This window comes from Ancylobacter sp. VNQ12, assembly GCF_049445835.1.
GTDB lineage: Bacteria > Pseudomonadota > Alphaproteobacteria > Rhizobiales > Xanthobacteraceae > Ancylobacter.
In genome coordinates this window covers 77,490-97,156 of record NZ_JBMSDU010000010.1, presented here as the reverse complement: position 1 = coordinate 97,156, position 19,667 = coordinate 77,490, and the positions used below count along the sequence as shown (strand labels likewise).

Annotated in this window: 19 protein-coding genes; 11 read left to right on the top strand and 8 right to left on the bottom strand. The window is 66.0% G+C overall.

Going from position 1 to position 19,667, the window contains the following annotated elements; all coding sequences use genetic code 11:
- Window positions 1–11: 11 nt before the first annotated feature.
- From soxX to soxA, 4 genes are read left to right on the top strand one after another with little or no spacing between them, the layout of a single operon-like run.
- Window positions 12–407, top strand: coding sequence for a sulfur oxidation c-type cytochrome SoxX (soxX, locus tag ACO2RV_RS14845; protein ID WP_423294276.1), 396 nt, complete (start codon window positions 12–14; stop codon window positions 405–407).
- A 4-nt stretch (window positions 408–411) separates the two neighbouring features.
- A complete protein-coding gene (locus ACO2RV_RS14840; RefSeq protein ID WP_423294274.1) occupies window positions 412–897 on the top strand; it encodes a SoxY-related AACIE arm protein in 486 nt (161 codons plus the stop codon).
- Entirely contained in the window at window positions 894–1,214 is a 321-nt protein-coding gene (soxZ, locus tag ACO2RV_RS14835; RefSeq protein WP_423294272.1) for a thiosulfate oxidation carrier complex protein SoxZ, read from the top strand. The genes ACO2RV_RS14840 and soxZ overlap by 4 nt, the downstream gene beginning before the upstream one ends.
- Entirely contained in the window at window positions 1,214–1,990 is a 777-nt protein-coding gene (gene soxA / locus ACO2RV_RS14830) for a sulfur oxidation c-type cytochrome SoxA (protein WP_423294270.1), read from the top strand. Before soxZ ends, soxA begins: the two co-directional genes overlap by 1 nt.
- Window positions 1,991–2,030: 40 nt before the next feature.
- Here the strand turns inward: soxA and ACO2RV_RS14825 are convergent, their stop codons facing one another.
- The 3 genes from ACO2RV_RS14825 to ACO2RV_RS14815 form a co-directional block, all read right to left on the bottom strand.
- Window positions 2,031–3,572: a sensor histidine kinase gene (locus ACO2RV_RS14825; protein WP_423294268.1), complete on the bottom strand. Its 1,542-nt coding sequence runs from the start codon at window positions 3,570–3,572 to the stop codon at window positions 2,031–2,033.
- Window positions 3,569–4,288 carry a response regulator gene (locus ACO2RV_RS14820; RefSeq protein WP_423294266.1) on the bottom strand — a complete coding sequence of 240 codons (720 nt, stop codon included), beginning with the start codon at window positions 4,286–4,288 and terminating at the stop codon, window positions 3,569–3,571. The genes ACO2RV_RS14825 and ACO2RV_RS14820 overlap by 4 nt, the downstream gene beginning before the upstream one ends.
- Before the next feature lie 199 nt (window positions 4,289–4,487).
- Entirely contained in the window at window positions 4,488–8,048 is a 3,561-nt protein-coding gene (locus ACO2RV_RS14815) for an autotransporter domain-containing protein (protein WP_423294264.1), read from the bottom strand.
- 595 nt (window positions 8,049–8,643) lie between these two features.
- Here ACO2RV_RS14815 and ACO2RV_RS14810 point away from each other — a divergent pair.
- Window positions 8,644–9,966 (top strand): NAD(P)/FAD-dependent oxidoreductase, encoded by a 1,323-nt coding sequence (locus ACO2RV_RS14810; protein ID WP_423294262.1) that lies wholly within the window; start codon window positions 8,644–8,646, stop codon window positions 9,964–9,966.
- Between the two features lie 10 nt (window positions 9,967–9,976).
- Entirely contained in the window at window positions 9,977–10,678 is a 702-nt protein-coding gene (locus ACO2RV_RS14805) for an SDR family NAD(P)-dependent oxidoreductase (RefSeq protein ID WP_423294260.1), read from the top strand.
- Window positions 10,679–10,687: 9 nt separating this feature from the next.
- On the opposite strand, the gene ACO2RV_RS14800 is transcribed toward ACO2RV_RS14805, so the two are convergent.
- Window positions 10,688–11,452, bottom strand: a complete 765-nt coding sequence (locus tag ACO2RV_RS14800) for an IclR family transcriptional regulator (RefSeq protein ID WP_423294258.1) — start codon at window positions 11,450–11,452, stop codon at window positions 10,688–10,690.
- 195 nt (window positions 11,453–11,647) lie between these two features.
- Here ACO2RV_RS14800 and ACO2RV_RS14795 point away from each other — a divergent pair, with 195 nt between their 5' ends.
- The 5 genes from ACO2RV_RS14795 to ACO2RV_RS14775 are packed head-to-tail and all read left to right on the top strand — an operon-like array spanning window position 11,648 to window position 16,114.
- Window positions 11,648–12,472, top strand: a complete 825-nt coding sequence (locus ACO2RV_RS14795; RefSeq protein ID WP_423294256.1) for a transporter substrate-binding domain-containing protein — start codon at window positions 11,648–11,650, stop codon at window positions 12,470–12,472.
- A 25-nt stretch (window positions 12,473–12,497) separates the two neighbouring features.
- Window positions 12,498–13,214, top strand: a complete 717-nt coding sequence (locus ACO2RV_RS14790; RefSeq protein ID WP_423294254.1) for an amino acid ABC transporter permease — start codon at window positions 12,498–12,500, stop codon at window positions 13,212–13,214.
- Window position 13,215: 1 nt separating this feature from the next.
- Window positions 13,216–14,028 (top strand): amino acid ABC transporter permease, encoded by an 813-nt coding sequence (locus ACO2RV_RS14785; RefSeq protein WP_423294252.1) that lies wholly within the window; start codon window positions 13,216–13,218, stop codon window positions 14,026–14,028.
- Window positions 14,025–14,771 carry an amino acid ABC transporter ATP-binding protein gene (locus tag ACO2RV_RS14780; RefSeq protein ID WP_423294250.1) on the top strand — a complete coding sequence of 249 codons (747 nt, stop codon included), beginning with the start codon at window positions 14,025–14,027 and terminating at the stop codon, window positions 14,769–14,771. Before ACO2RV_RS14785 ends, ACO2RV_RS14780 begins: the two co-directional genes overlap by 4 nt.
- 35 nt (window positions 14,772–14,806) lie before the next feature.
- Window positions 14,807–16,114 (top strand): NAD(P)/FAD-dependent oxidoreductase, encoded by a 1,308-nt coding sequence (locus ACO2RV_RS14775; protein ID WP_423294248.1) that lies wholly within the window; start codon window positions 14,807–14,809, stop codon window positions 16,112–16,114.
- A 516-nt stretch (window positions 16,115–16,630) separates the two neighbouring features.
- Here ACO2RV_RS14775 and ACO2RV_RS14770 read toward each other — a convergent pair.
- The 4 genes from ACO2RV_RS14770 to ACO2RV_RS14755 are packed head-to-tail and all read right to left on the bottom strand — an operon-like array spanning window position 16,631 to window position 19,665.
- Window positions 16,631–17,443, bottom strand: coding sequence for a phosphate/phosphite/phosphonate ABC transporter substrate-binding protein (locus tag ACO2RV_RS14770; protein ID WP_423294246.1), 813 nt, complete (start codon window positions 17,441–17,443; stop codon window positions 16,631–16,633).
- Window positions 17,440–18,384, bottom strand: coding sequence for an ABC transporter ATP-binding protein (locus ACO2RV_RS14765; protein ID WP_423294244.1), 945 nt, complete (start codon window positions 18,382–18,384; stop codon window positions 17,440–17,442). Before ACO2RV_RS14765 ends, ACO2RV_RS14770 begins: the two co-directional genes overlap by 4 nt.
- Window positions 18,381–19,040 (bottom strand): ABC transporter permease, encoded by a 660-nt coding sequence (locus ACO2RV_RS14760; RefSeq protein WP_423294242.1) that lies wholly within the window; start codon window positions 19,038–19,040, stop codon window positions 18,381–18,383. Before ACO2RV_RS14760 ends, ACO2RV_RS14765 begins: the two co-directional genes overlap by 4 nt.
- A 1-nt stretch (window position 19,041) precedes the next feature.
- Window positions 19,042–19,665 (bottom strand): ABC transporter permease, encoded by a 624-nt coding sequence (locus tag ACO2RV_RS14755; protein WP_423294375.1) that lies wholly within the window; start codon window positions 19,663–19,665, stop codon window positions 19,042–19,044.
- Window positions 19,666–19,667: the final 2 nt, after the last annotated feature.

Genomic DNA, 19,667 nt, shown 5'->3' with positions numbered 1-19,667 from the left:
TTTCGATGCCGATGGCGGCCGCACAGGAACTCGCGCCCTATGTCGTCACGGAAGACGCGATCCTGAAACCCCTGGCCGGGCGGCGCGGCGACGCGGCGCGTGGGCAGGCGCTGATCGGGGAGCGGCAGCGCAGCCTGTGCATCCTGTGCCACGCCCTGCCCTCCGGAGCGGCACAGCTTCAGGGCACGCTGGCGCCGAGCCTCGCCGGCATCGGCTCCCGGCTCAGCGAGGGGCAGATCCGGCTGCGCCTCATCGACATGAAGCGGCTCAACCCGGAGAGCATCATGCCGACCTATTACGCGCTCCGGGACGGCTTTCGCGTCGCGTCCGCCTGGCAGGGCAAGCCGGTGCTCGGCGCCGCCGAGATCGAGCATCTCGTCGCCTATCTCGTGACGCTGAAGGAGTGAGCCCATGAAGGAGCCCGCCACGCCGGCACCCGCCGGACATACCCTGCTGGAACGGCGCGCCGTGCTCGCCGGCGGCGTCGGCATCATCGTGCTCGCTTTGCCGTTGCGGGCGCTGGCGCGCCCCTCGCTTCGGGAAGCCGTCGCCGGCTTCACCGGAGGCGCGTCGGTCAGTGCCGGCCGGGTGAAGCTCACCGTGCCTCCGCTGGTGGAGAACGGCAATGCGGTCGGCGTCACGGTCGAGGTCGAGAGCCCGATGACGGAAGCCTCCCATGTGCGCCGCATCGGCCTATTCAACGAAAAGAACCCGCAGGCGGACATCGCCGTGTTCCAGCTCGGCGCGCGCAACGGCCGGGCCCGCATTGCCACCCGCATCAGGCTGGCCACCTCCCAGACCATCCTCGCTGTCGCCGAACTCAGCGACGGCACCTATTGGTCGAGCGAGGCCAATGTCATCGTCACGCTCGCCGCCTGCATCGAGGACCTGACATGACGAAAGCCCTCGTCAGCGTGCCCAAGGCCGCGAAGCGCGGCGACATCGTCGACATCAGGGCGATGATCGCCCACCCGATGGAAACCGGCTACCGGATGGGACCGAACGGCGTCGCGATTCCTCGGCGCATCATTACGCGCTTTGTCTGCACCTATGCGGGCGAGGAGGTGTTTGCCGCGGAGTTCTTCCCTGCCGTCTCCGCCAATCCCTTCGTCTCGTTCAGCCTCGTCGCCGCGGAGAGCGGCACGGTCGGCTTTGCCTGGACCGACGACACGGGGCAGACGGAAACCGCAAGCGCCGAGATCGTGGTGAGCTGATGGTCCGGCCTGCCCTGGGCGTGATCATCCTCGCTTTGCTGGCAGGCGATGCCGCATCGAGGGACATCGCCCCTGACGAGAGGCACTCGGGGCGCGACTTCATGGCCCCGGAGACGCAGGCCATGCAGGCGGACGATGCGAGCAATCCCGGCATGCTCTGGGTCCTTCAGGGAGCAGGACTGTGGGAGCAGAGGGCGGGTAGATCGAACCTGTCCTGCGCGGGTTGCCACGGCGCCGCCGTGGAAAGCATGCGGGGCGTCGCGGCCCGCTATCCCGCCCTCGATCTCGCCGGCGGCAAGCCCATCGACCTCGCGGGCCGCATCAGTCAATGCCGCAGCGAACGCCAGGGTGGAGCGCCACTAGCGCGCGAGAGCGACGAGCTTCTGGCCCTCACCACCTTCGTGGCGCACCAGTCGCGCGGACTGCCGATCACGCCGCCGGAGGAGCCGCGTCTCGATCCATTCCGCCAGACCGGGCGACGCCTCTTCACCACTCGCATGGGCCAGCTCGACCTGGCCTGCGCCTCCTGCCATGACGACAATTGGAACCAGCGCCTCGCCGGCAGCGCCATCACCCAGGCGCATCCGACGGGCTATCCCCTGTATCGTCTGGAATGGCAGGAGATCGGTTCGCTACAGCGCCGCATGCGCAACTGCATGGTCGGCGTGCGAGCCGAGCCGTTTGCCGCCGGGTCCGACGCATTCATCGCGCTGGAACTCTACCTCATGCAACGCGCCGCCGGCATGACGATGGAGACACCCGGCATCCGCCCGTGAGCGACTTCGCTTTCCTGACGCTGCCTCCGGCTCGAAAGGCTCATTCCGCCGGCGAGCGCCGGGCCGCGCCGATGGGACGGTCGGCCCGGCGAAATGAACGCGCCGTTCCCTTCGGCTCCGGCGTCGGCGGGGCGGCATGGGGCAGGCTGATGGTGGCGCGCAAGCCCTGTCCGGTATTGGCGAGGGTGATGTCCCCGCCATGGTGGCGCACCATGTTGCGCGAGATCGACAGGCCAAGACCTATCCCGCCGGTTGCACGATTGCGCGAATGCTCCATGCGGAAGAACGGCTCGAAAACCCTCTCGACGGTGTCGGCGGGAATGCCCGGCCCGTCGTCCTCGATCACGATCTCGATCGCCTGGGGGGTGGTCCGCAGCGAGACGCGGGCGCGCTCGCCATAGCGCACCGCATTCTCCACGAGGTTGCGCACCGCCCGCTTCAGCGCGTCGGGCCGGCAGCGGTAACTGATCTTCGGGACCTCGGCGCAGGACACGTCGTGGCCCAGTTCCACGAGATCGTCGCACAGGCTTCCCACCAGCGCGGTGAGGTCCACATTGCGCGTGACCTCCTCGGTCGCCTGCTCGCGCGAGAAGGCCAGCGTCGCCTCGGTCATGGCGCGCAGTTCGTCGAGCGTGTCGAGCATCTTCTCGCGCGTCTCGTCATCGGAGACGAACTCCGCCCGCAGCCGGAGCGAGGTGAGCGGCGTGCGCAGATCATGCCCGATCGCCGCAAGCATACGGGTGCGGTCCTCCACGAAACGCTGGAGTCGCGACTGCATGAGATTGAACGCCACCGCCGTATGGCGGATATCGTCCGGCCCCTTCTCCGACAGCGGCGCCACACTTTCTCCACGGCCGAGCGCTTCCGCCGCCGCCGCAAGGCGTCGCATGGGCGTCGTCATCGTGCGGGCGATGAAGGCCGCGCAGAGCGACAATATGACCGCCGTCACCGCCAGCGAAATCAGCGAGCGCGTGGTCAGCATGCTGTTCACCATCTTTTTGGAGAACGCGCTGTTGAGCCACGAGCCATCCTTCAGCTGCACCGCCAATCCCATGCCGCCCGCATCGTTCCAGTAGAGGAACTTGGCCGCCCGCGAGAGCGGCCAGGCGTGGGCCGGCAGGTCGATCCAGGCGGAAGCGGACGCGCCGTTCGTGGCTGCCGGAGACGCGGAGGAAATGCTCGCGGCCTGCGGCGGGGGCGCCGGAACGTCCGATGCGCTCTCCCGCGGCGCCTGCTCGGTGCCGGCCAGATTGGCCAGCGTCGGCAGCGGCTCGGCGAGGCGCCGCTTGGCCTCCTGTCGCCAGCTCTCGACATCTCCGGGGAAGCTCGGCGACACCCAGAAGCGGGTATAGCTGGTGCCGCTGGATTGCAGGATATCCTGCTGCACGGCGGGCGGGGTGGTCTCGAGCACCTGCGCCACCGAAGCGCTGCGGCTGAGGAATTCGGTCTTGGCCGCCCGCACCAGCGCGCCGCCGATCTCGTCGGTGAACAGCAGGAAGCTGATGCCCTGCGAAAGCGCGAGCGCAAGCAGCATCACGGCGACGAAGCGGGCGGTGAGGCTGCGGTTCCAGATCGCGGTCACTGGCCTTCCACCTCGGCCGAGAAGCTGTAGCCGCCACCCCAATGGGTCTTGATAAGCGCCGGCGACTTCGGATCGATCTCGATCTTCTTGCGCAGCCGGCTGACCTGATTGTCGATCGCCCGGTCGAAGGGCTCGGCGCTGCGACCGACCGTCAGGTCGAGCAGCTGATCGCGGCTCAGCACCAGCCCGGCATGATCGAGGAACACGCTCAGCAGCCGGAACTCGGCCGTGCTCAACGGCACGGTCAGTCCATCCGGGTCGATCAGCTCACGCCGGCCGACATTGAGCGCCCAGCGGTCGAAGCGCACTTCCCGCGCTTTGAGCTGCCCGCGCTGCGGCGGCAGGCTCTGCACACGCCGCAGCACCGCTTTTATGCGCGCCAGCAATTCCCGTGGGTTGAAGGGCTTCGACAGATAATCATCGGCACCGAGCTCCAGCCCGACGATGCGGTCGGTCTCCTCCGCCATCGCCGTGAGCATGATAACCGGTAGGCTGGTGGATTCGCGCAGATGTCGGCAGAGCGAGAGCCCGTCTTCTCCCGGCATCATCACGTCGAGCACCACGAGATCGAACGCGTTGCGCTCCATCAGGCGGCGAAACGCGGCGGCGCTCTCCGCCAGCGAGGTCCGGTAACCGTGCCGGTGCAGATACTTGCCGACCAGGTCACGAATGTCGCGATGGTCGTCGACGATGGCGATGTGCGGTACGGCGTCCATGTGAGAGCTCCATGCTCTTTACATAACGCCCTCGCCTTTTCGCCGCTGGGAAAAATTGTAACAAACCGTATAGCGCGCAGAAACCGGGATCCGCGGAGGCAATTGGCACGCCCCTTCGAAGAATATCCGCGACGTTTCCCGGCCGCCTGCTCGACTACACGTGGCGAGGGGGCGTCGCCCCCCACCAGACGCCGCTCCCTCAGAACCTGACGGAAAGCGTTGCGTTGAAGCCGTTCTGGGTGACGCCACCACCGAACTGACCGGCATAGGCGATGCCGATCGTCGTCGCTTCGCCGACGCGGACGTCGAGACCGGCCTCGAGCACTGCCGCATCCTCGGCGATCGGCACGCCGGTGACGGTGAAAGCCTCAGAGGTCAGGAAGGCCTGGGTGATCGACGGGGTGATGTCGCCGAAGGCATGGCGCCAGCCCACCTCCCCGCGCAGCGTCGCCGCATAGGTCCCCAGCATCACCTCCCTGGAGACACGAAGGCCAAGGGTGGTGAAGGTGGTGTCCATGTCGGCGCCGTCGGAATACAGCGCCGCTGCCCCGCCCTGCTCGAAATAACCCGACGTGTCGAGGCTGACATAGGCGAGGTTGGCGAAGGGCTCGAAGGAGGCGAACACCGTCTCGATCCGCCAGCCGAGCTCGCCGAATGCCTGGAAGGTGCCGGTGTCGTAGTCCGCCGACAGGCCGTCCGCAAAACCTGGGAAGACGACCGAGCGCGACGTCGAGACATCCTGCCAAGTGTAGGAAAGACCCGTGCGCAGGGCGAGTGCCCCCCAGCTATTGCCGCCATAGAGGCCGACATGCCAGTTGTCGCTTGATCCCGAGGCATTGCGGCCGGCACTGGATAAGTCGGAGTAGCTGTACCCGCCGGCGACACCCAGCCGCCAGCCTTCACCCACCAGCGTGTCCGCGCCGATGAGAAAACCGCCGGTGGAATCGTTGATGCCGGCGGCGTTGCCGGTGCCGTCGAACGAGCCCCAATTGCCGAAGCCCGTGGTCCACAGGCTGAAGCGCTCCACCGGGGCGATGGCGGGCGTGGCCTTGAGCGGCATGCTCATGTCGGCTGCGACCTGCACCTTCGAGGGGGCGGCATAGGCGAGCGCACCGGATGACGTCTCGACGACATTGACCACCGTGCCGGCCGAAGCGCCGACACCGCCCTGCGCCGCGCGCAGGCGATCATTCAGCGCGCCGCGGATCAGCGAGGACTGTTCCATGAACACGGATTGAGCCGATGCGTGAATCTCGCCGGAGAGCTGGTTGAAGGCGTAAGGCGCCTCGCTCGCGCCGAGCTGCAACACCGAATTATACACGGCGTTGCCGAGCGGCAGCGACTGCACCGCCGTCGCCGTTGCGAACTGGTTCGGCGTCACCGCCGTCGAGGCGAAGGTGACGTCGTTGCGCGCCAGCGTCAGATAGACATTGTTCGGGTCGTAGCTCAGCACCGGCGTCAGGAAGGCGTAATTAGCCGAGACGCTCGCAAAGGTGCCGGTGACGCCGCCATCCGCCGTGAGGATGGCGAAGGTGGAGAGCGGCGAGGTGTAGCTGCCATCCGCGACCACCTGCACCACGCCACCTGACAGGGTGGCCGTACCGCTGGCGACGATGAGGTCGTGCGCGGTGGAGGTGACGTCGACCACATAGGTCGAGCCGGCGGCGAAGGAGACGTTGCCGTTCACGGCGAGGGTGCCGGGCGAATAACCGGGTGACGCGGTGCCGCCGTTCTGGACGATCAGGCCGCCGATCGTGCCGGTACCGCCGATCGTGCCGCCCTGTCCGATGGTGAAGGGCGAGGAGGAGACGGCGCCGGGCGACAGGATGAAGTCCGATCCCTCGACATCGATGGGACCGTTGAACGCATTGGCGCCAGTGAAGTTCACCGTGCCGCCGAGGATCGTCACCGAGCCGGAGCCGGAAATGGTGCCGGGGAAATCGTAGCTGCCCGAACGGTTGAAGATGAGGGCGGCGTTGTTGACGATGTCGCCGACGACCGAACCCGTCGTGCCGCCATTGCCGATCTGCAGTGTGCCCGCATTGATGAGCGTGCCGCCGGTATAGGTATTCTCGCCGGTGAGGATCAGCGTGCCGGCGCCGTTCTTGATCAGCGAGCCGGCGCCCGAGATGACGTTGGCATAGGTGATGTCGTCGGAGCGGTTGAAGGCGAGGGCCGCGCCCGCGGCGACCGCGACGTCATTGGCAATGGCGCCGCTCGTGCCGCCATTGCCGATCTGCAGCGTGCCGGCATCGACGGTGAAGGTGCCGGTCAGGCTGCCGCCGCTACCGATGAGGCTCCACGTGCCGGTGCCGGACTTCACGAGGGTGGAGAAGCCCTGGAAGGCGCCGTCGGCGCTGACGCTGGCGAGATCGAGCGTGCCCGAGGCACTGCCCTCCAGTTCCAGCGTGTTGTTGGAGCTGGCATTCACTACCTTGCCGATAATCGTCGAGGTGTCGAACATGATGAGGCGGTTATTGCCGGAGCCCATGCTGATCGCGGTTCCGGTGGCGGAGCCGGCCGAGATCGTGCCGAGGTTGCCAACAATGGAATCGCCGTTGCCCGTCTGCACGGCGACCGCGCCCGTGGTCGCCAGTGTACCGAGGTTGGCCAGCCAGTTCGTGGTCGCATCGATATCCACCGCGAGACCGGTGGTGTTGACCGTCCCGGCATTCCCTACAAGGGCGAGGCCGTCGATGGTGGGCACGGTCGCGGCCGTCTGATTTGTGCCGAAGCCGCTGTTGACGACAATGCCGTAGAGGCCGGTGACCGACCCGTAATTGATGATGGTGACGTCACCCTGGGGCGTCTCGGCACGGATGCCGGCGTCACGGTTCGAGATGACGACGCCAGTGGCCTCGTTGGTGATTTGAACATCGCCGGACGTGTACGCCCCGGCCCGCAGACCGTTCATGCCCTGGATCGTGGCGAGCGCGGTGTGAGCCGCATCGAGCGTCGGATCGCCCTGGGCCGTGACCGTTCCGCTGTTGACGATGGTGGCCTTGCCGATCTCGGTCATGGCGTAGACGGCATTGTCATTGCCGGAGGTCACGCTACCCGAATTGGTGATGAGCGAGTCGCCATCGGCGGACCACGCCACGAGGCCCTGGCGGAGCGTGGCGTTGACCGTGCCTTCATTGGTGAGCTGGGCGAGGCCGTAATAGTTGATCACACGGATGCCGGCGGACTCCGCGTTGACCACTCCGGTTGCCGTATTGGTGACCGAAACGATCTCGCGGACGCCGTCGGTAGCGCCGCGGTAATTGCCATCGGCATAGATGCCGCGCCCGTTGGTGGACGTCACCGAGCCGCTGTTGGTGATGTTCACCGGGCCGAGATTGCTCGTGCCATTGAGCGTGGCATCGATTGTCGACGCGGTCCAGGAACTGGAGAGCGTGCCGGCGTTGTTGATCGCGATCGACCCGCCATAATCGTTGCGCACCCAGACGGCGCCGAAGCCGTCAAACGAGGTGATGCTGACATTGGCACCAACCGTCACATCCGCATTGACGGTGACGGGGATCACCTGGCTCGACGGATTCGTGCCGAACTGCATGACCAGGCCGCTATAGGCCGGGTTGTCGATCACCGTGTTGCCGGTGATGTTCACGGTCTGGTTATAGGTCCCCGTCGTCTGGGGAGATTCGTAGACGACGGCCTGGGTCGTCAGGTCGGTGACCGTGAGCGAGCCTGCGCCGGGGGTGATGCTGACCTGCGCGGCGGTCGCGTTGCAGCTGACCAAAGTCGTGGTGCCCGTCACCGTGCATTCTGACGGGTCGGCCAGTGCGGGAACCGTCGTTGCCGCGATCAACGCCACGAGCGAGGCTGATACCAGAGCGGATGACCGCAACAGGCGGGCACGAAGCCGGCGAGACGAGGCGTGAAACCCCAGGGAAGGGTGGGTTTCCAGCCCGGCGCAGCGCGCCATGCCCCCCTTGCTGCTCGATTCCAAAGCCATGCACCCCCCGTTGACCGGCCATTTCTGACGCTATCCGGAACGTTGCTAGGTGTGGCCGGAAACCAATGCCGCCACGACTGCACCACCATTCCGCCCCATTTCAGTTATGGATGCGGGTACCTCGATGCAGAGTCAATCGCCTGCAATGCAATATTGCTGAAAGGTGTGATTTCCAGCCTCCTTGCGCGGTCGCGTTTCGCTCGGCGGATCCGCTGGGCTCCTGTCAGCCTTTTTCCGCCTCGCCTCGCACAACTACATAAACCCCAAGATTTATCAGTATGTGAGAATATCAGCATATGAAATTCTCATTGTGAAATAATATTGACGTCTTGGCCGGCGACGTGATCGGCTGCCGACATCCATGCGGATTTCGGAGCCTGCCTCGGCAGGGAAGACGATGAGCAAGTTCTCCCCCTTCGCCACCACACTCTGGTACGCCACGGCCGCGCCGGCACCGCAGACGGCGCCGCTCGAAGGCCGCGTCAGCGCCGATGTCTGCGTCGTCGGGGCCGGCTTCACCGGGCTGACGACCGCACTCGAACTCGCCCGGCAGGGGGTAAAAGTCGCGCTGCTGGAAGCGGAGGAGGCCGGCTTTGGCGGCTCCGGCCGCAATGCCGGCCATTGCACGCCGACCTTCAGCTATTACAGCCTGCCGGCCCTGCGGAAAATCCTCGGCGAGCCGTGGGCCGAGCGGCTGATCCACCGCCAGACACGGGCGAACGACCGCGTGGCGGCGATGATCCGCGACTACCAGATCGACTGCGAATGGCGGCAGAACGGCTATGTCATGGGCGCCCTGCGTCCCGGCGCGGTCGATATCCTCAAGGGAAAGGTCGAGCAGTACAACAGCGTCGGTGCCCGCACCCGGCTGCTGGGCCGTGACGAGGTGGAAGCGCTCACCGGCAGCCCGCGCTTCCATGGCGGCTGGTTCCATGGGGAAGCCGGCCACATGAACCCGCTCGGCTATGCCCGTGGCCTCGCGCGGGCAGTGATCCAGGAGGGCGGTACGCTCTACACCGGCTCGCCGGCCGAGGACATCGAGCCCGAGGGCCTGCGCTGGAAGGTGAAGACGCCGCGCGGCGATGTGGTCGCCGACAAGGTGATCTTCGCCACCGGCGCCTACACGGTGAAGGCGTGGCCCAGGCTCGACCGCAGCTTCAAGATCCTCAAGGTGTTCGTCTGCGCCACCCAGCCGCTCGACCCGGAGCTGCGCAAGTCCGTCCTGCCGCAGGACACCACCATGCATGACGGGCGCGGCGACATCTATGTCTACAAGTACAATGCCGAGGGCCGCATCGTCGCCTCCATGTTCCCGATGGGCGCACGCGGTGCCGACATGGCCTATACCCACCAGGTGATGGCCGACCGGCTGAAATGGCTGCACCCGCAGATCAAGCAACCGATCCGCTGGGAGTATTTCTGGTACGGCGAGCTCGACATGCAGGTTCGCACCGTGCCGCGGCTCTACGGCCTCGCGCCGGGCGTGGTCGCCCTGACCGGCCTGTCCGGCCGCGGCGTGCCGACCGGCTCCATGCTCGGCGGCATCCTCTCCGAATGGGCGATGGGCTTGCCGGAGCAGGACCTGTCGCTGCGCATCGAGCCGCTGAAGGCCGCCCCGTTCTACATGAACTACGCGCCCAAGCTGCGGCTGCGCTATTTCCGCTACGCCGACACGCGCGCGGCGCGGCGCGAGGGCGCCGAGCTGCCGCCACACGCCTGAGAGGATCAGCATGACTGCACGCACCGTTCTCATCTCCGGCGGCGGACGCGGCATCGGCGCAGCCACCGGCCGCGTGATGATGCAGGCAGGCTGGAACGTCTCGCTCGGCATGCGCACGCCCGTCCTGCCCAGCTGGGCGGCGGAGGGCCCCGGCCAGGTACAGGCCTGCGCCTATGAGGCGACCGATCCCGCCGCCGCCGAGCGCTGGGCAGGCGAAGCGCGAGACCGCTTCGGACGCATCGACGCGGTGGTGGCCAATGCGGGCATCATGATCCGCAAGGACGTGATCGCCGCCGAGGACGAGGAACTTTCCCGGCTGATGGAGGTGCATGTCGCCGCGCCACGGCGACTGGCCAAGGTGGCCTGGGACGACCTCGCGGCCAGCGGGCATGGACGGGTGATCATCGTCTCCTCGCTCTCCGGCAAGCGGGTGAAATCGGCGGTGTCCAGCCTCTACTCGGTGTCGAAATTCGCCGCCACCGGCCTCGCCCATGCGATCCGCCACACCGGCTTCGAACTCGGCATCCGTGCGACCGCCGTGTGCCCTGGCTTCGTCGCCACCGACATGGGGTTGCCGCTGACCACGCGCACGGCCGAGGAACTGACCGACCCGGCCGACATTGGCCGCGCGATCCGCTTCCTGATCGAACTGCCCAACACCTCGAGCGTCGCCGAATTCGCGGTCAACTGGACGCTGGAAGAGTCGTTCTGATCCCGGCGTTCAGCTGCGGTTCTCGATCAGGTCGATCTCGGCGCGCAGCAGGGCGGCGTAGTTGTCGACGAAGCCCGGCACGATCTTGGCGCACAGGAAGGTGAAGCCGAGCGACGCGACGGGCACGCCGGCCTCGTCGAGGATCGGCATGGCGACACCGGCAATGCCGGGTATCAATTCGCCGATGTCGACGGCATAACCGCGTGCGCGCGTCTCCTCGATCAGCCGCCACACCTTGTCGGTGGTGAGATCGCGGAAGCCGGCGAAACGCGGCTCGTTGGCGCGCAGGATGAATTCCTGCTCCTCGCGGTCGAGGAAGGCCAGCATGGCGATGCTGCCCGGTCCGGCACCGAGCGGCACCGAGCCGCCGATCGAACCGGTGAGCGTCTGCACCACGCATTCCCCGTCGCGGCGGTCGAGGCAGAGGGAATCGTGGTTGTGGCGCGCCATCAGATGGGTGGTTTCGCCGGTCTTCTTGCGCAGCCGCGACAGGCTCATCTCGCAGCGGCTGATGAGCCCGGGTCCACGCGCCGCGCGCGCGCCATAGATGAACATCTTGGCCCCGAGCCGGTAGCGCCTGCGCTTGTCGTCACGGGCCAGCAGCCGATGCCCGACCAGCGTGTTGAGGATGCGGTGGCAGGTCGCGGTGTTGAGGCCCGAGCGCTCCACCAGTTCCTTGAGCGTGGCTCCTTCCGAATTGCCGTCGGCGATGAGATCGAGAAGGAGCGCCGCGCGGTCCAGAAGCTGCGACCCGCCCGCGGTGGAAGTAGCCATCTATAAATTCCACATAATGATAAAATATCTATTATGACCTTGTAATATGAGAAGTTCTGGCAATCAATGTATAAAAAACAAGCAGACGAGGGCTCGGTCAGAATTTAGTCAGACCGCTAGGCGCGGCGGCATTGCGCCGGCCGCGATCCCCGCACCACGCGACGTAAGGCCCAACCAGAACCAGAGGGACGTAACGTGAGAACTTCCATCCTGACCATCGCCACCTCGATCATCGTGGCATTGGGTATCACTGCGGCGGGGGCCGACACCCTTGCCGACGTCAAGGCCAAAGGCACGCTCACCATCGGCGTGAAGAACGACTACCCGCCCTACGGCTTCCTGAACGACAAGGGAGAGATCGTCGGCTTCGAGGTCGAACTCGGCAAATACGTCGCCAAGGAACTGCTCGGCCCCGAGGGCAAAGTCGAGCTGGTCCCCGTGGTCGCCGCCAACCGCATCGAGTTCCTGAATTCCGGGCGCATCGACATCATCCTGGCGACCCTCGGCGTCACCGCCGAGCGTGGCAAGGTGATCGACTTTTCCGAGTACTATGTCTCCGCCCCCGGCCCGTCCGTCATCGCTCCCAAAGCAGCGACCTTCTCCAAATGGGAAGAACTGAAGGGGCTGACGCTCTGCGGTATTCAGGGCTCCTATTACAACAAGCACCTGACCGAGGACCTCGGCATTCAGCTCACCGCGTTCAAGACGCAGCCGGAAGCCTACCGCGCGCTCAAGGACAACCGCTGCGTCGGCTTCGTCTTTGACGACATGACGCTGCGCAAGAAGACCGAAGAAGCCGAATGGGCCGACTACAAGATCGCCGTCGATCCCTATGAATACATCCCGCAGGCCGCCGGCATCCGCAAGGACGATACCGCTTTCCGCGACGCGGTGAACAAGGCCATCACCAAGGCCGAGGCCGAGGGCAAGCTGATCGAGTGGGAGACCACCTACGGCATGCCGCACTCCCAGTACATCGCCGAGCGCGCCAAGGCTGCCGCTCAGAAGCTCAAGCCTTGATTCCCCGTTCCGCGGAGCCCACCACTTGTTCGGTCTCGATTATTCCTGGCTGAGTGATCCGGTCTATCAAGGCTGGCTGCTCCGCGGAACGCTCAATACCATTGGACTGGCGCTCGCCTCCTCGGCGGTCGCCGTCCTCATCGGCGCCTTCGGGGCGCTGGCCCTGAGCCTGCGCATCGCCTGGCTCGACGCGCTGATCGAACTGTTCGTCGAACTGTTCCGCAACACTCCGCCGCTGTTGCAGATGCTGTTCTTCTACTTCACGCTCAGCACCATCGGACTGCGCGTCACCGATCCGGCGACGGGCCTGAGCGTGCCGCTGCTCTCCGCCTTCGACTGCGCGCTGGTGTCGTTGAGCCTGTTCGGGGGCGCACTGTGCATCGAGGCGTTTCGCTCGGGACTGGAGAGCCTGCCGCGCTCGGTCAATGAGGCGGCACGCTCGCTCGGCTACAGTCGCTGGGGCCGGTTCCGGCGCATCGAGGTGCCGATCGCCAGCCGCATCTGCCTCCCGGCACTGACCAACATTCTCACCAACCTGTTCAAGACCACCTCGCAAGCCTCGGTCATTACCGTGCCGGAGCTGATGTATTACGCGGGTCAGATCTACAATGACACGTTCCGCACCGCCGAGGTCATGCTGCTGGTGCTGCTGATCTACGTGTCGCTGGTGAGCATCCTGTCCTGGGGCATGTCGCGCATCGAGCGCGCACTCGCCTTCCCCGGTTATGGCAAGGGGCACTGAGATGCAGTGGCCCCTCACCTATCACGAGAAGAAGCGCGCGGTTCAGCTTGCCATCGTGCTGGCGCTCGCCGGATGGATCGCCGCGGATGCCTTCCTGGGAGGCGCGGCATACTGGCAGCGCGTGTGGCTGCGCCTGCCGCTGCTGCTGACTGGCAACGGCAACGGCTGGCCGCTCACCGGCGGGTTCGCGCTCAACATCTTCCTCAGCCTCGGCTCCATGGCGCTGGCCGCGATCATGGGCACGCTGCTGGCCTTCGGCATGATGGCGAAGAGTAGGCTCGTCCGCCTGCCCTGCTTCTTCATCATGAACTTCCTGCGCAACTCGCCCTGGCTCGTGCTGCTGTTCGCGATGCTCTACATCATCCCGTTCAACGTGCGGCTGTTCGGCCTGAGCGTCGCAGTACCCGCCTTCGCGAAGGCGGTGATCGGCCTCGCCCTTCCCACCGCGGCGAATTTCGCCGAGATCATCCGCGGCGCGGTGCAGTCGATCCATTCCGGCCAGTGGGAGGCGGCGCGCGCGCTCGGCTACATGCCGATGGCGATCTACGGCCGCATCATCCTGCCGCAAGCGCTGCGCCGCATGATCCCCGGCTGGATGAACCTCTACGCGCTGCTGATGATCGCCACGTCGCTCGCGACGGTGACAGGTATTCAGGATGTTCTCACGACGCTGAACACGCTGCTCGCCATGGAGAACGAGCGGGTCATCGTCTACTTCTACATTACCACGCTATTCCTGTTCTTCGCCTATTGCTACCCGATTGCGCTGCTGGCGCGGCGGCTGGAGCAGTCGGTCAAGGGAGACACCCTATGAACCGCGCCAATGCGCTGATCGAACTCGACGCGGTGACGAAGAGCTTCGCGTCCTTCGAGGTGCTGAAAGGCATCTCGCTCTCCGTGAAGGACGGCGAAGCGGTGTGCATCATCGGGCCCTCGGGATCGGGCAAGTCGACCATCCTGCGCTGCATCAACGGGCTGATCCCGATCGACGGCGGCAGCATCCGCGTCGGCGAGATCGAGGTCCACAAGCTGCGAAGTGAGAAGGAGATGCGACCGCTGCGCCACCGCGTGGCGATGGTGTTCCAGCAATACAACCTGTTCCCGCACCGTACGGCATTGCAGAACATCATGATGGCGCCGGTGCAGGTGCTCGGCCACGACCGGAAAGAGGTCGAGGAGCGTGCCCATCGGCTGCTCGCCAAGGTTCGGCTGTCCAACAAGGCGGATGCCTATCCCGGGCAGCTTTCCGGCGGCCAGCAGCAACGCGTCGCCATCGCCCGCGCACTCGCCATGGAGCCGCAGGTCATTCTGTTCGACGAGGTGACGGCGGCGCTCGATCCGGAGACGGTGAAGGAGGTCCTCACCGCCATCCGCGAACTGGTCGATGAGGGGCTGACCTGCATCCTGGTCACGCATGAGATGAAGTTCGCGCGCGAGGTCGCCGAGCGGGTCTGCTTCACCGATCACGGTCGCATCGTCGAGAGCGGTCCCCCGGCACAGATCTTCGACGCGCCGCAGGACCCGCGCACGCGCGAATTCCTCGGGCAGGTGCTCTAGGCACCCCATCCCGTCCAGTCAGCAAAGGCAGTGCCATGTCGGCAGCAGACATTTTCGCGGAAGGCTTCAAGGCCGCACCCTATTGGTGGGAGGCCGCCGAGCCGGAGACCGACCTCGACCCGCTTCCCGCCCGCGCGGATGCCGTGGTCATCGGCTCGGGATATGCCGGGCTCAACGCGGCCACCGAACTCGCCCGCGCCGGGCTCGATGTCGTGGTCATCGACGGCGGGCGGATCGGCGAAGGCGGCTCGACCCGCTCGGGCGGCATGGTGTCGAGCGGGCAGAAACTGGTGGTGGGCGGCGCCATCAAGGGCATCGACCCGGAGCTGTTCGACCGCATGATCGGCGACAGCATCTCCTCCTTCGATTATCTGCAGACGCTCGTCAATGAAGAGGGGCTGGACGCCGACCTGAAGATCACCGGCCGGTTTTTCGGCGCCCATGCACCGTCCATGGTCGAGCCGACCCATCGCAACGGCCGCATCCTCGCCGAGAAGACCGGCGTGACCGTGCATCTCTACGATCGCGGCAACCAGCGGCAGGTGATCGGCTCGGACTATTATTTCGGTGGCATGGTGGTCGACGAATATGGCGGGCTGCATCCCGGAAAATACCATCAGGCGCTGCGCCGGCGTGCCAGGACAGCGGGCGTGAAGCTGCGCTCCCATGCCAAGGCTGGCCCGGTGCGCGACACTGGCGGCGGACTGAAGCTCGTCCCGACCGAGCGCGGCGACATCATCGCCGAGCATGTGGTCAGCGCCACCAATGGCTATACACGCAAGGACGGCCACCCCGAACTCGCACGGCGCGTCGTCCCGGTGAAGAGCTACCAGATCGCCACCGAACCGCTGCCGGCCGATCTCATCGAGACGCTGATCCCCAAGGGACGGATGATCTCCGACACGCGACGCGATGTGATCTATACCCGCCCTTCCCCGGACGGCAGCCGCATCCTGTTCGGCTCACGCCCGGGGTTTTTCGAGCGCGAGGACCGCGACGCAGCGCCGGCGATCTATGAACGGATGACGGAAATCTGGCCGGAACTGAAAGCCTACAAGATCACCCATGCGTGGAGCGGCTTCGTCGCCATGACGGCCGACAAGGTGGCCCATATGGGCCGCCGGGACAATTCCGAGTTCGCCGCGGGGTGCAACGGCAACGGCGTCGCGCTGATGTCCTATCTCGGCTACCAGACCGCCCAGAAGATCCTCGGTCGCCAGAACCGCCCCACCGCCTTCGACCGCGAGCGCTTCGCCGCCGTGCCACTCTATTCCGGCAATCCCTGGTTCGTGCCGATCGTCGCCGCCTGGTACCGGCTGCAGGACTGGTACGAGCGCCGCTGAAGCGACAGATCGAGGATCCCCCACATCGCGCAGTTCGAAGCCCGCATGCTCCGCCAGACACCGCCGATTCTACGCTATGACGCGATACCCTGCGCGGTAGCTACGCAGACGCCGCCGATTTCCGCACGGAGCATCAAGCAGCCGGTCCGCCCGCCACCATTTATGCATTTCCGGTAACCAGTCTCTCGAGCCTGTAGTCATCTGCCCTACACTGCAGTCCAAGCCGCACTGCGGAAGGAGCCGACTCTGGCCAGTTGGTCGGAATCAGACGCCCGAAGATCAGCGGATTAGCGGCTTCATATCACGTTTGCCGCGCCGTGCTTGTCGTCGAATTCAGGGGAATGGCGCTCAACTCGATCGACATCGAGACATTGAAGACGAAATACGTCACGGATTGAGTAGCTCAATTGGTAACAATTATCGATTCACGGCAAGACGCCGAATGCCGAGCTCCTGGAGACTTTCGTTGCGCCCGGCAAAAGGTTCTTCGGCGGGCATCCCCGCCAACCCTTGGAGTCATCCCGGCGCGTCATATCGGACCGCAAGTGCCTCTGCATCCCAGGCGCTGAGAAGATCATACGAGGACTCGGAGACCGGGCGGAATCCTCTGAGGAGCAAGCGCTCCCGGATTGTCGCAAGCTCCGACGCCTCTTCCACGGCCAGAAAAGCCGTGCGCAGCGCCTCTATTACCTGCTGCGGGCAGGAGCACGACGCGACAAGAAAAGGGATCGGGGCCGGCGCCGTGGTTGCGACGACGCGCAGTCCGTGGGCGGGATCGTCCGGTGCGGCGCGCATCAGGTCGAAGGCATAGGAATCGAGCGGACCGGCATCGATCGCGCCGGACAGGAGCGCTGCGACCACCCCGCGCGGCGTATGCAGCGGACCGATGCTTTCCGCATAGAGCGCGGGACGGCTCGCAGAGCGATAGCCGAGCAGATGATGGCGCAGGGCATTGAAGCCGGACTGCGATTCCTCCAGCGTGTAGCCGATGCGGTGGCCGAACGTATCCTCCAGCCTCCGAAAGAGACTGTCGGCTCGCACGACGATATCGGTCATGTAGCGCGGGGCGCCGTCGTAGCGAGCCGGTGCCGGTACGGGACAGGCGATCGGCACCGGCTTCGGCTCGGCCCGCGACCAGGGCCGGCCGCACATGAACGCGGCCCCCAGATCGGATCGCGTCCAGAGCGCCGTCATCGGCAGGCTCATTGGATGCGGGATCGTCTCCAGATCGACGCCGCTTTTCCCGGCGACCCAGGCGAAAAGCTCGGCCCAGGCGGCCGAGGCATCGGCAGTCACCGCATACATGCGGGCATTGGCCACCCAGCTCATGCCGCGGCGTCCGCTCCGTCGAGAATGGCATCGCGGGTGACATGGCCGAGGACGGTGCCGTCAGCGCCGCGCACGTTCATGCTGCGCGCACCGGAACCGATCAGGCGCGCCAGCGCTTCGCGCACCGAAGCGCCGCTGGCGATCGTCGGGGCATCCGCGACGGAACCGGGTCGCATCAGCGCATCGACGCTGCGCAGACTGAGGCGCTTGAGCGCGCGGTCCGGGCCGACGAACGCCTCGACGAAGGCATCCGCGGGAGCCGCGAGGATCTCGTCCGGCGTGGCGTATTGGATGAGCCGTCCGTCGCGCATGATGGCGACGCGGTCGCCCATCTTCATCGCCTCGTCGAGATCATGCGTGACCATGACGATGGTCTTGCGCACGCGCTTGAGGATTTCCTTGAATTCGTCCTGGAGCCGCTCGCGCGCGATCGGGTCGATCGCCCCGAAGGGCTCGTCCATCAACATGACCGGCGGGTCGGCCGCCAAAGCGCGCGCCACGCCGACACGCTGGCGCTGCCCGCCGGAGAGGCGATGCGGCATTATGCTGCGGAAGCGCTCGGGCTCGAGCCCGACCAGTTCCAGGAGCTCGTCGATACGGTCCTCGATCTTCGCCCGCGACCAGCCCAGCAGGTGCGGCACCGTGGCGATGTTCTCCGCCACCGTCATGTGCGGGAACAGGCCGATCTGCTGGATGACATAGCCGATGCGGCGCCGCAGCGTCACGGGGTCGAGCCCGGTGACGTCCTGCCCCTCGATGAAGATGCGGCCTGCGCTGGGCTCGATCATGCGGTTGATCATCCGCATCGTGGTGGTCTTGCCGCAGCCCGAAGGGCCGATGAGCGCGGTCGTCGTTCCCTCCGGCATCTCGATGGTCACATCGTCCACCGAGGGCTTGCCGACAGCGCCGAAACGCTTGGTAATGCCTTCCAGTCTGATCACCGCGTATCGCCTCCCTCGCGCACGCTCCTGAGCAGGCGCCGCTCCGCAAAACCGAGTAGAATCTCGACGCCCATCGCCAGCACGGCGATCGGCACCGCTCCCGCGAGCAGGCGCTGCTGGTCCATGACCGCGATCCCCGACGTGATGAAGTCTCCGAGGCCGCCGCCGCCGATGAAGGAGGCCAGCGTCGCCCCCGATATCACCTGGATGGCCGCCGTCCGCATGCCGGCGAAGATCGCCGGGGCGGCCAGCGGCATCTGGACCTTGCGCAGGATCTGACCGTGCGTCATGCCCATGCCCGCAGCCGCGTCGACCAGATCGGCATCCACTTCCCGCAGGCCGACATAGGTGTTGAGCAGGATTGGCGGCAGCGCCAGCACCACCAGCGCGACGACGGACGGCACGAGGCCGATGCCGAGCAGCGGCAGGGCCGCGGCGAGAATCGCGAGGCTCGGGATGGTGCGGAGCATGTTGATGATATTGATGACGAATGCGGCCAGCCGCTCACTCCCCAGCACGGAGATGGCGAGCGGAATGCCGATCGCCAACCCGAGACCGAGCGACCAGACGCTCATCTCCGCATGCTGGATCAGGGCTGTCCGCATCAAGTCCCAATGGGCGACGACCCAGGCGAAGGTTCCGGCGATCAGCGACATCTCAGCCCACCCGTCCAGTGCGCAGGCGCCGCTCGAGTCGCGTCAGGGCGAAATCGGCACTGACCGCCATGGCAGAGGCGAGCAGGCCGCCGGTGAGGATCTTCTCGGGATAGCGCTGGTCGATGCCGGCGAATATGATCGTGCCGAGCCCGCCAGCGTTGATATAGGCCGCGACCGTCGCGATGCCGATGACGGTGATGGTGGCGATGCGGACACCGGAGACGATGAGCGGCATCGCCAGCGGTAATTCGATCCTCAGCAGGCGCCGCCATGGATCGTAGCCCATGCCCGTCGCCGCATCGAGCACCTCGGGCGGCACCGACCTGATGCCGAGCGCCACGTTGCGCACGAGGGCCAGCAGACAATACGACACAAGCCCGACGATCGCCGGCTTGAAGCCGAGCCCGAGGAAGGGGATGAGCAGGGCGAACAGCGCCAGGCTCGGAATCACGAAGATGGCGCCGGTCAGAAACACCACGACGGCATAGACCGCAGGCCGGCGGGCGCTGTAGACGCCCAGAACCAGCGATATCGCCAGGGCGATCGCTACCGAGACGAGGACGAGCGTCACATGCTCCAGCAGCGCCTGGGCGATCTCGGGCAGATGTGTGGGGACCCAGCGCAGCA

Excerpts from the sequence above, each read along its gene's own strand:
- ACO2RV_RS14800 (WP_423294258.1), bottom strand. The coding sequence starts at position 11,452 with ATGGCTACTTCCACCGCGGGCGGGTCGCAGCTTCTGGACCGCGCGGCG.
- soxA (WP_423294270.1), top strand. The coding sequence starts at position 1,214 with ATGGTCCGGCCTGCCCTGGGCGTGATCATCCTCGCTTTGCTGGCAGGC.
- ACO2RV_RS14805 (WP_423294260.1), top strand. The coding sequence starts at position 9,977 with ATGACTGCACGCACCGTTCTCATCTCCGGCGGCGGACGCGGCATCGGC.
- ACO2RV_RS14760 (WP_423294242.1), bottom strand. The coding sequence starts at position 19,040 with ATGTCGCTGATCGCCGGAACCTTCGCCTGGGTCGTCGCCCATTGGGAC.
- ACO2RV_RS14775 (WP_423294248.1), top strand. The coding sequence starts at position 14,807 with ATGTCGGCAGCAGACATTTTCGCGGAAGGCTTCAAGGCCGCACCCTAT.
- ACO2RV_RS14770 (WP_423294246.1), bottom strand. The coding sequence starts at position 17,443 with ATGAGCTGGGTGGCCAATGCCCGCATGTATGCGGTGACTGCCGATGCC.
- ACO2RV_RS14820 (WP_423294266.1), bottom strand. The coding sequence starts at position 4,288 with ATGGACGCCGTACCGCACATCGCCATCGTCGACGACCATCGCGACATT.
- soxZ (WP_423294272.1), top strand. The coding sequence starts at position 894 with ATGACGAAAGCCCTCGTCAGCGTGCCCAAGGCCGCGAAGCGCGGCGAC.
- ACO2RV_RS14840 (WP_423294274.1), top strand. The coding sequence starts at position 412 with ATGAAGGAGCCCGCCACGCCGGCACCCGCCGGACATACCCTGCTGGAA.
- ACO2RV_RS14785 (WP_423294252.1), top strand. The coding sequence starts at position 13,216 with ATGCAGTGGCCCCTCACCTATCACGAGAAGAAGCGCGCGGTTCAGCTT.
- ACO2RV_RS14810 (WP_423294262.1), top strand. The coding sequence starts at position 8,644 with ATGAGCAAGTTCTCCCCCTTCGCCACCACACTCTGGTACGCCACGGCC.
- ACO2RV_RS14780 (WP_423294250.1), top strand. The coding sequence starts at position 14,025 with ATGAACCGCGCCAATGCGCTGATCGAACTCGACGCGGTGACGAAGAGC.
- soxX (WP_423294276.1), top strand. The coding sequence starts at position 12 with ATGGCGGCCGCACAGGAACTCGCGCCCTATGTCGTCACGGAAGACGCG.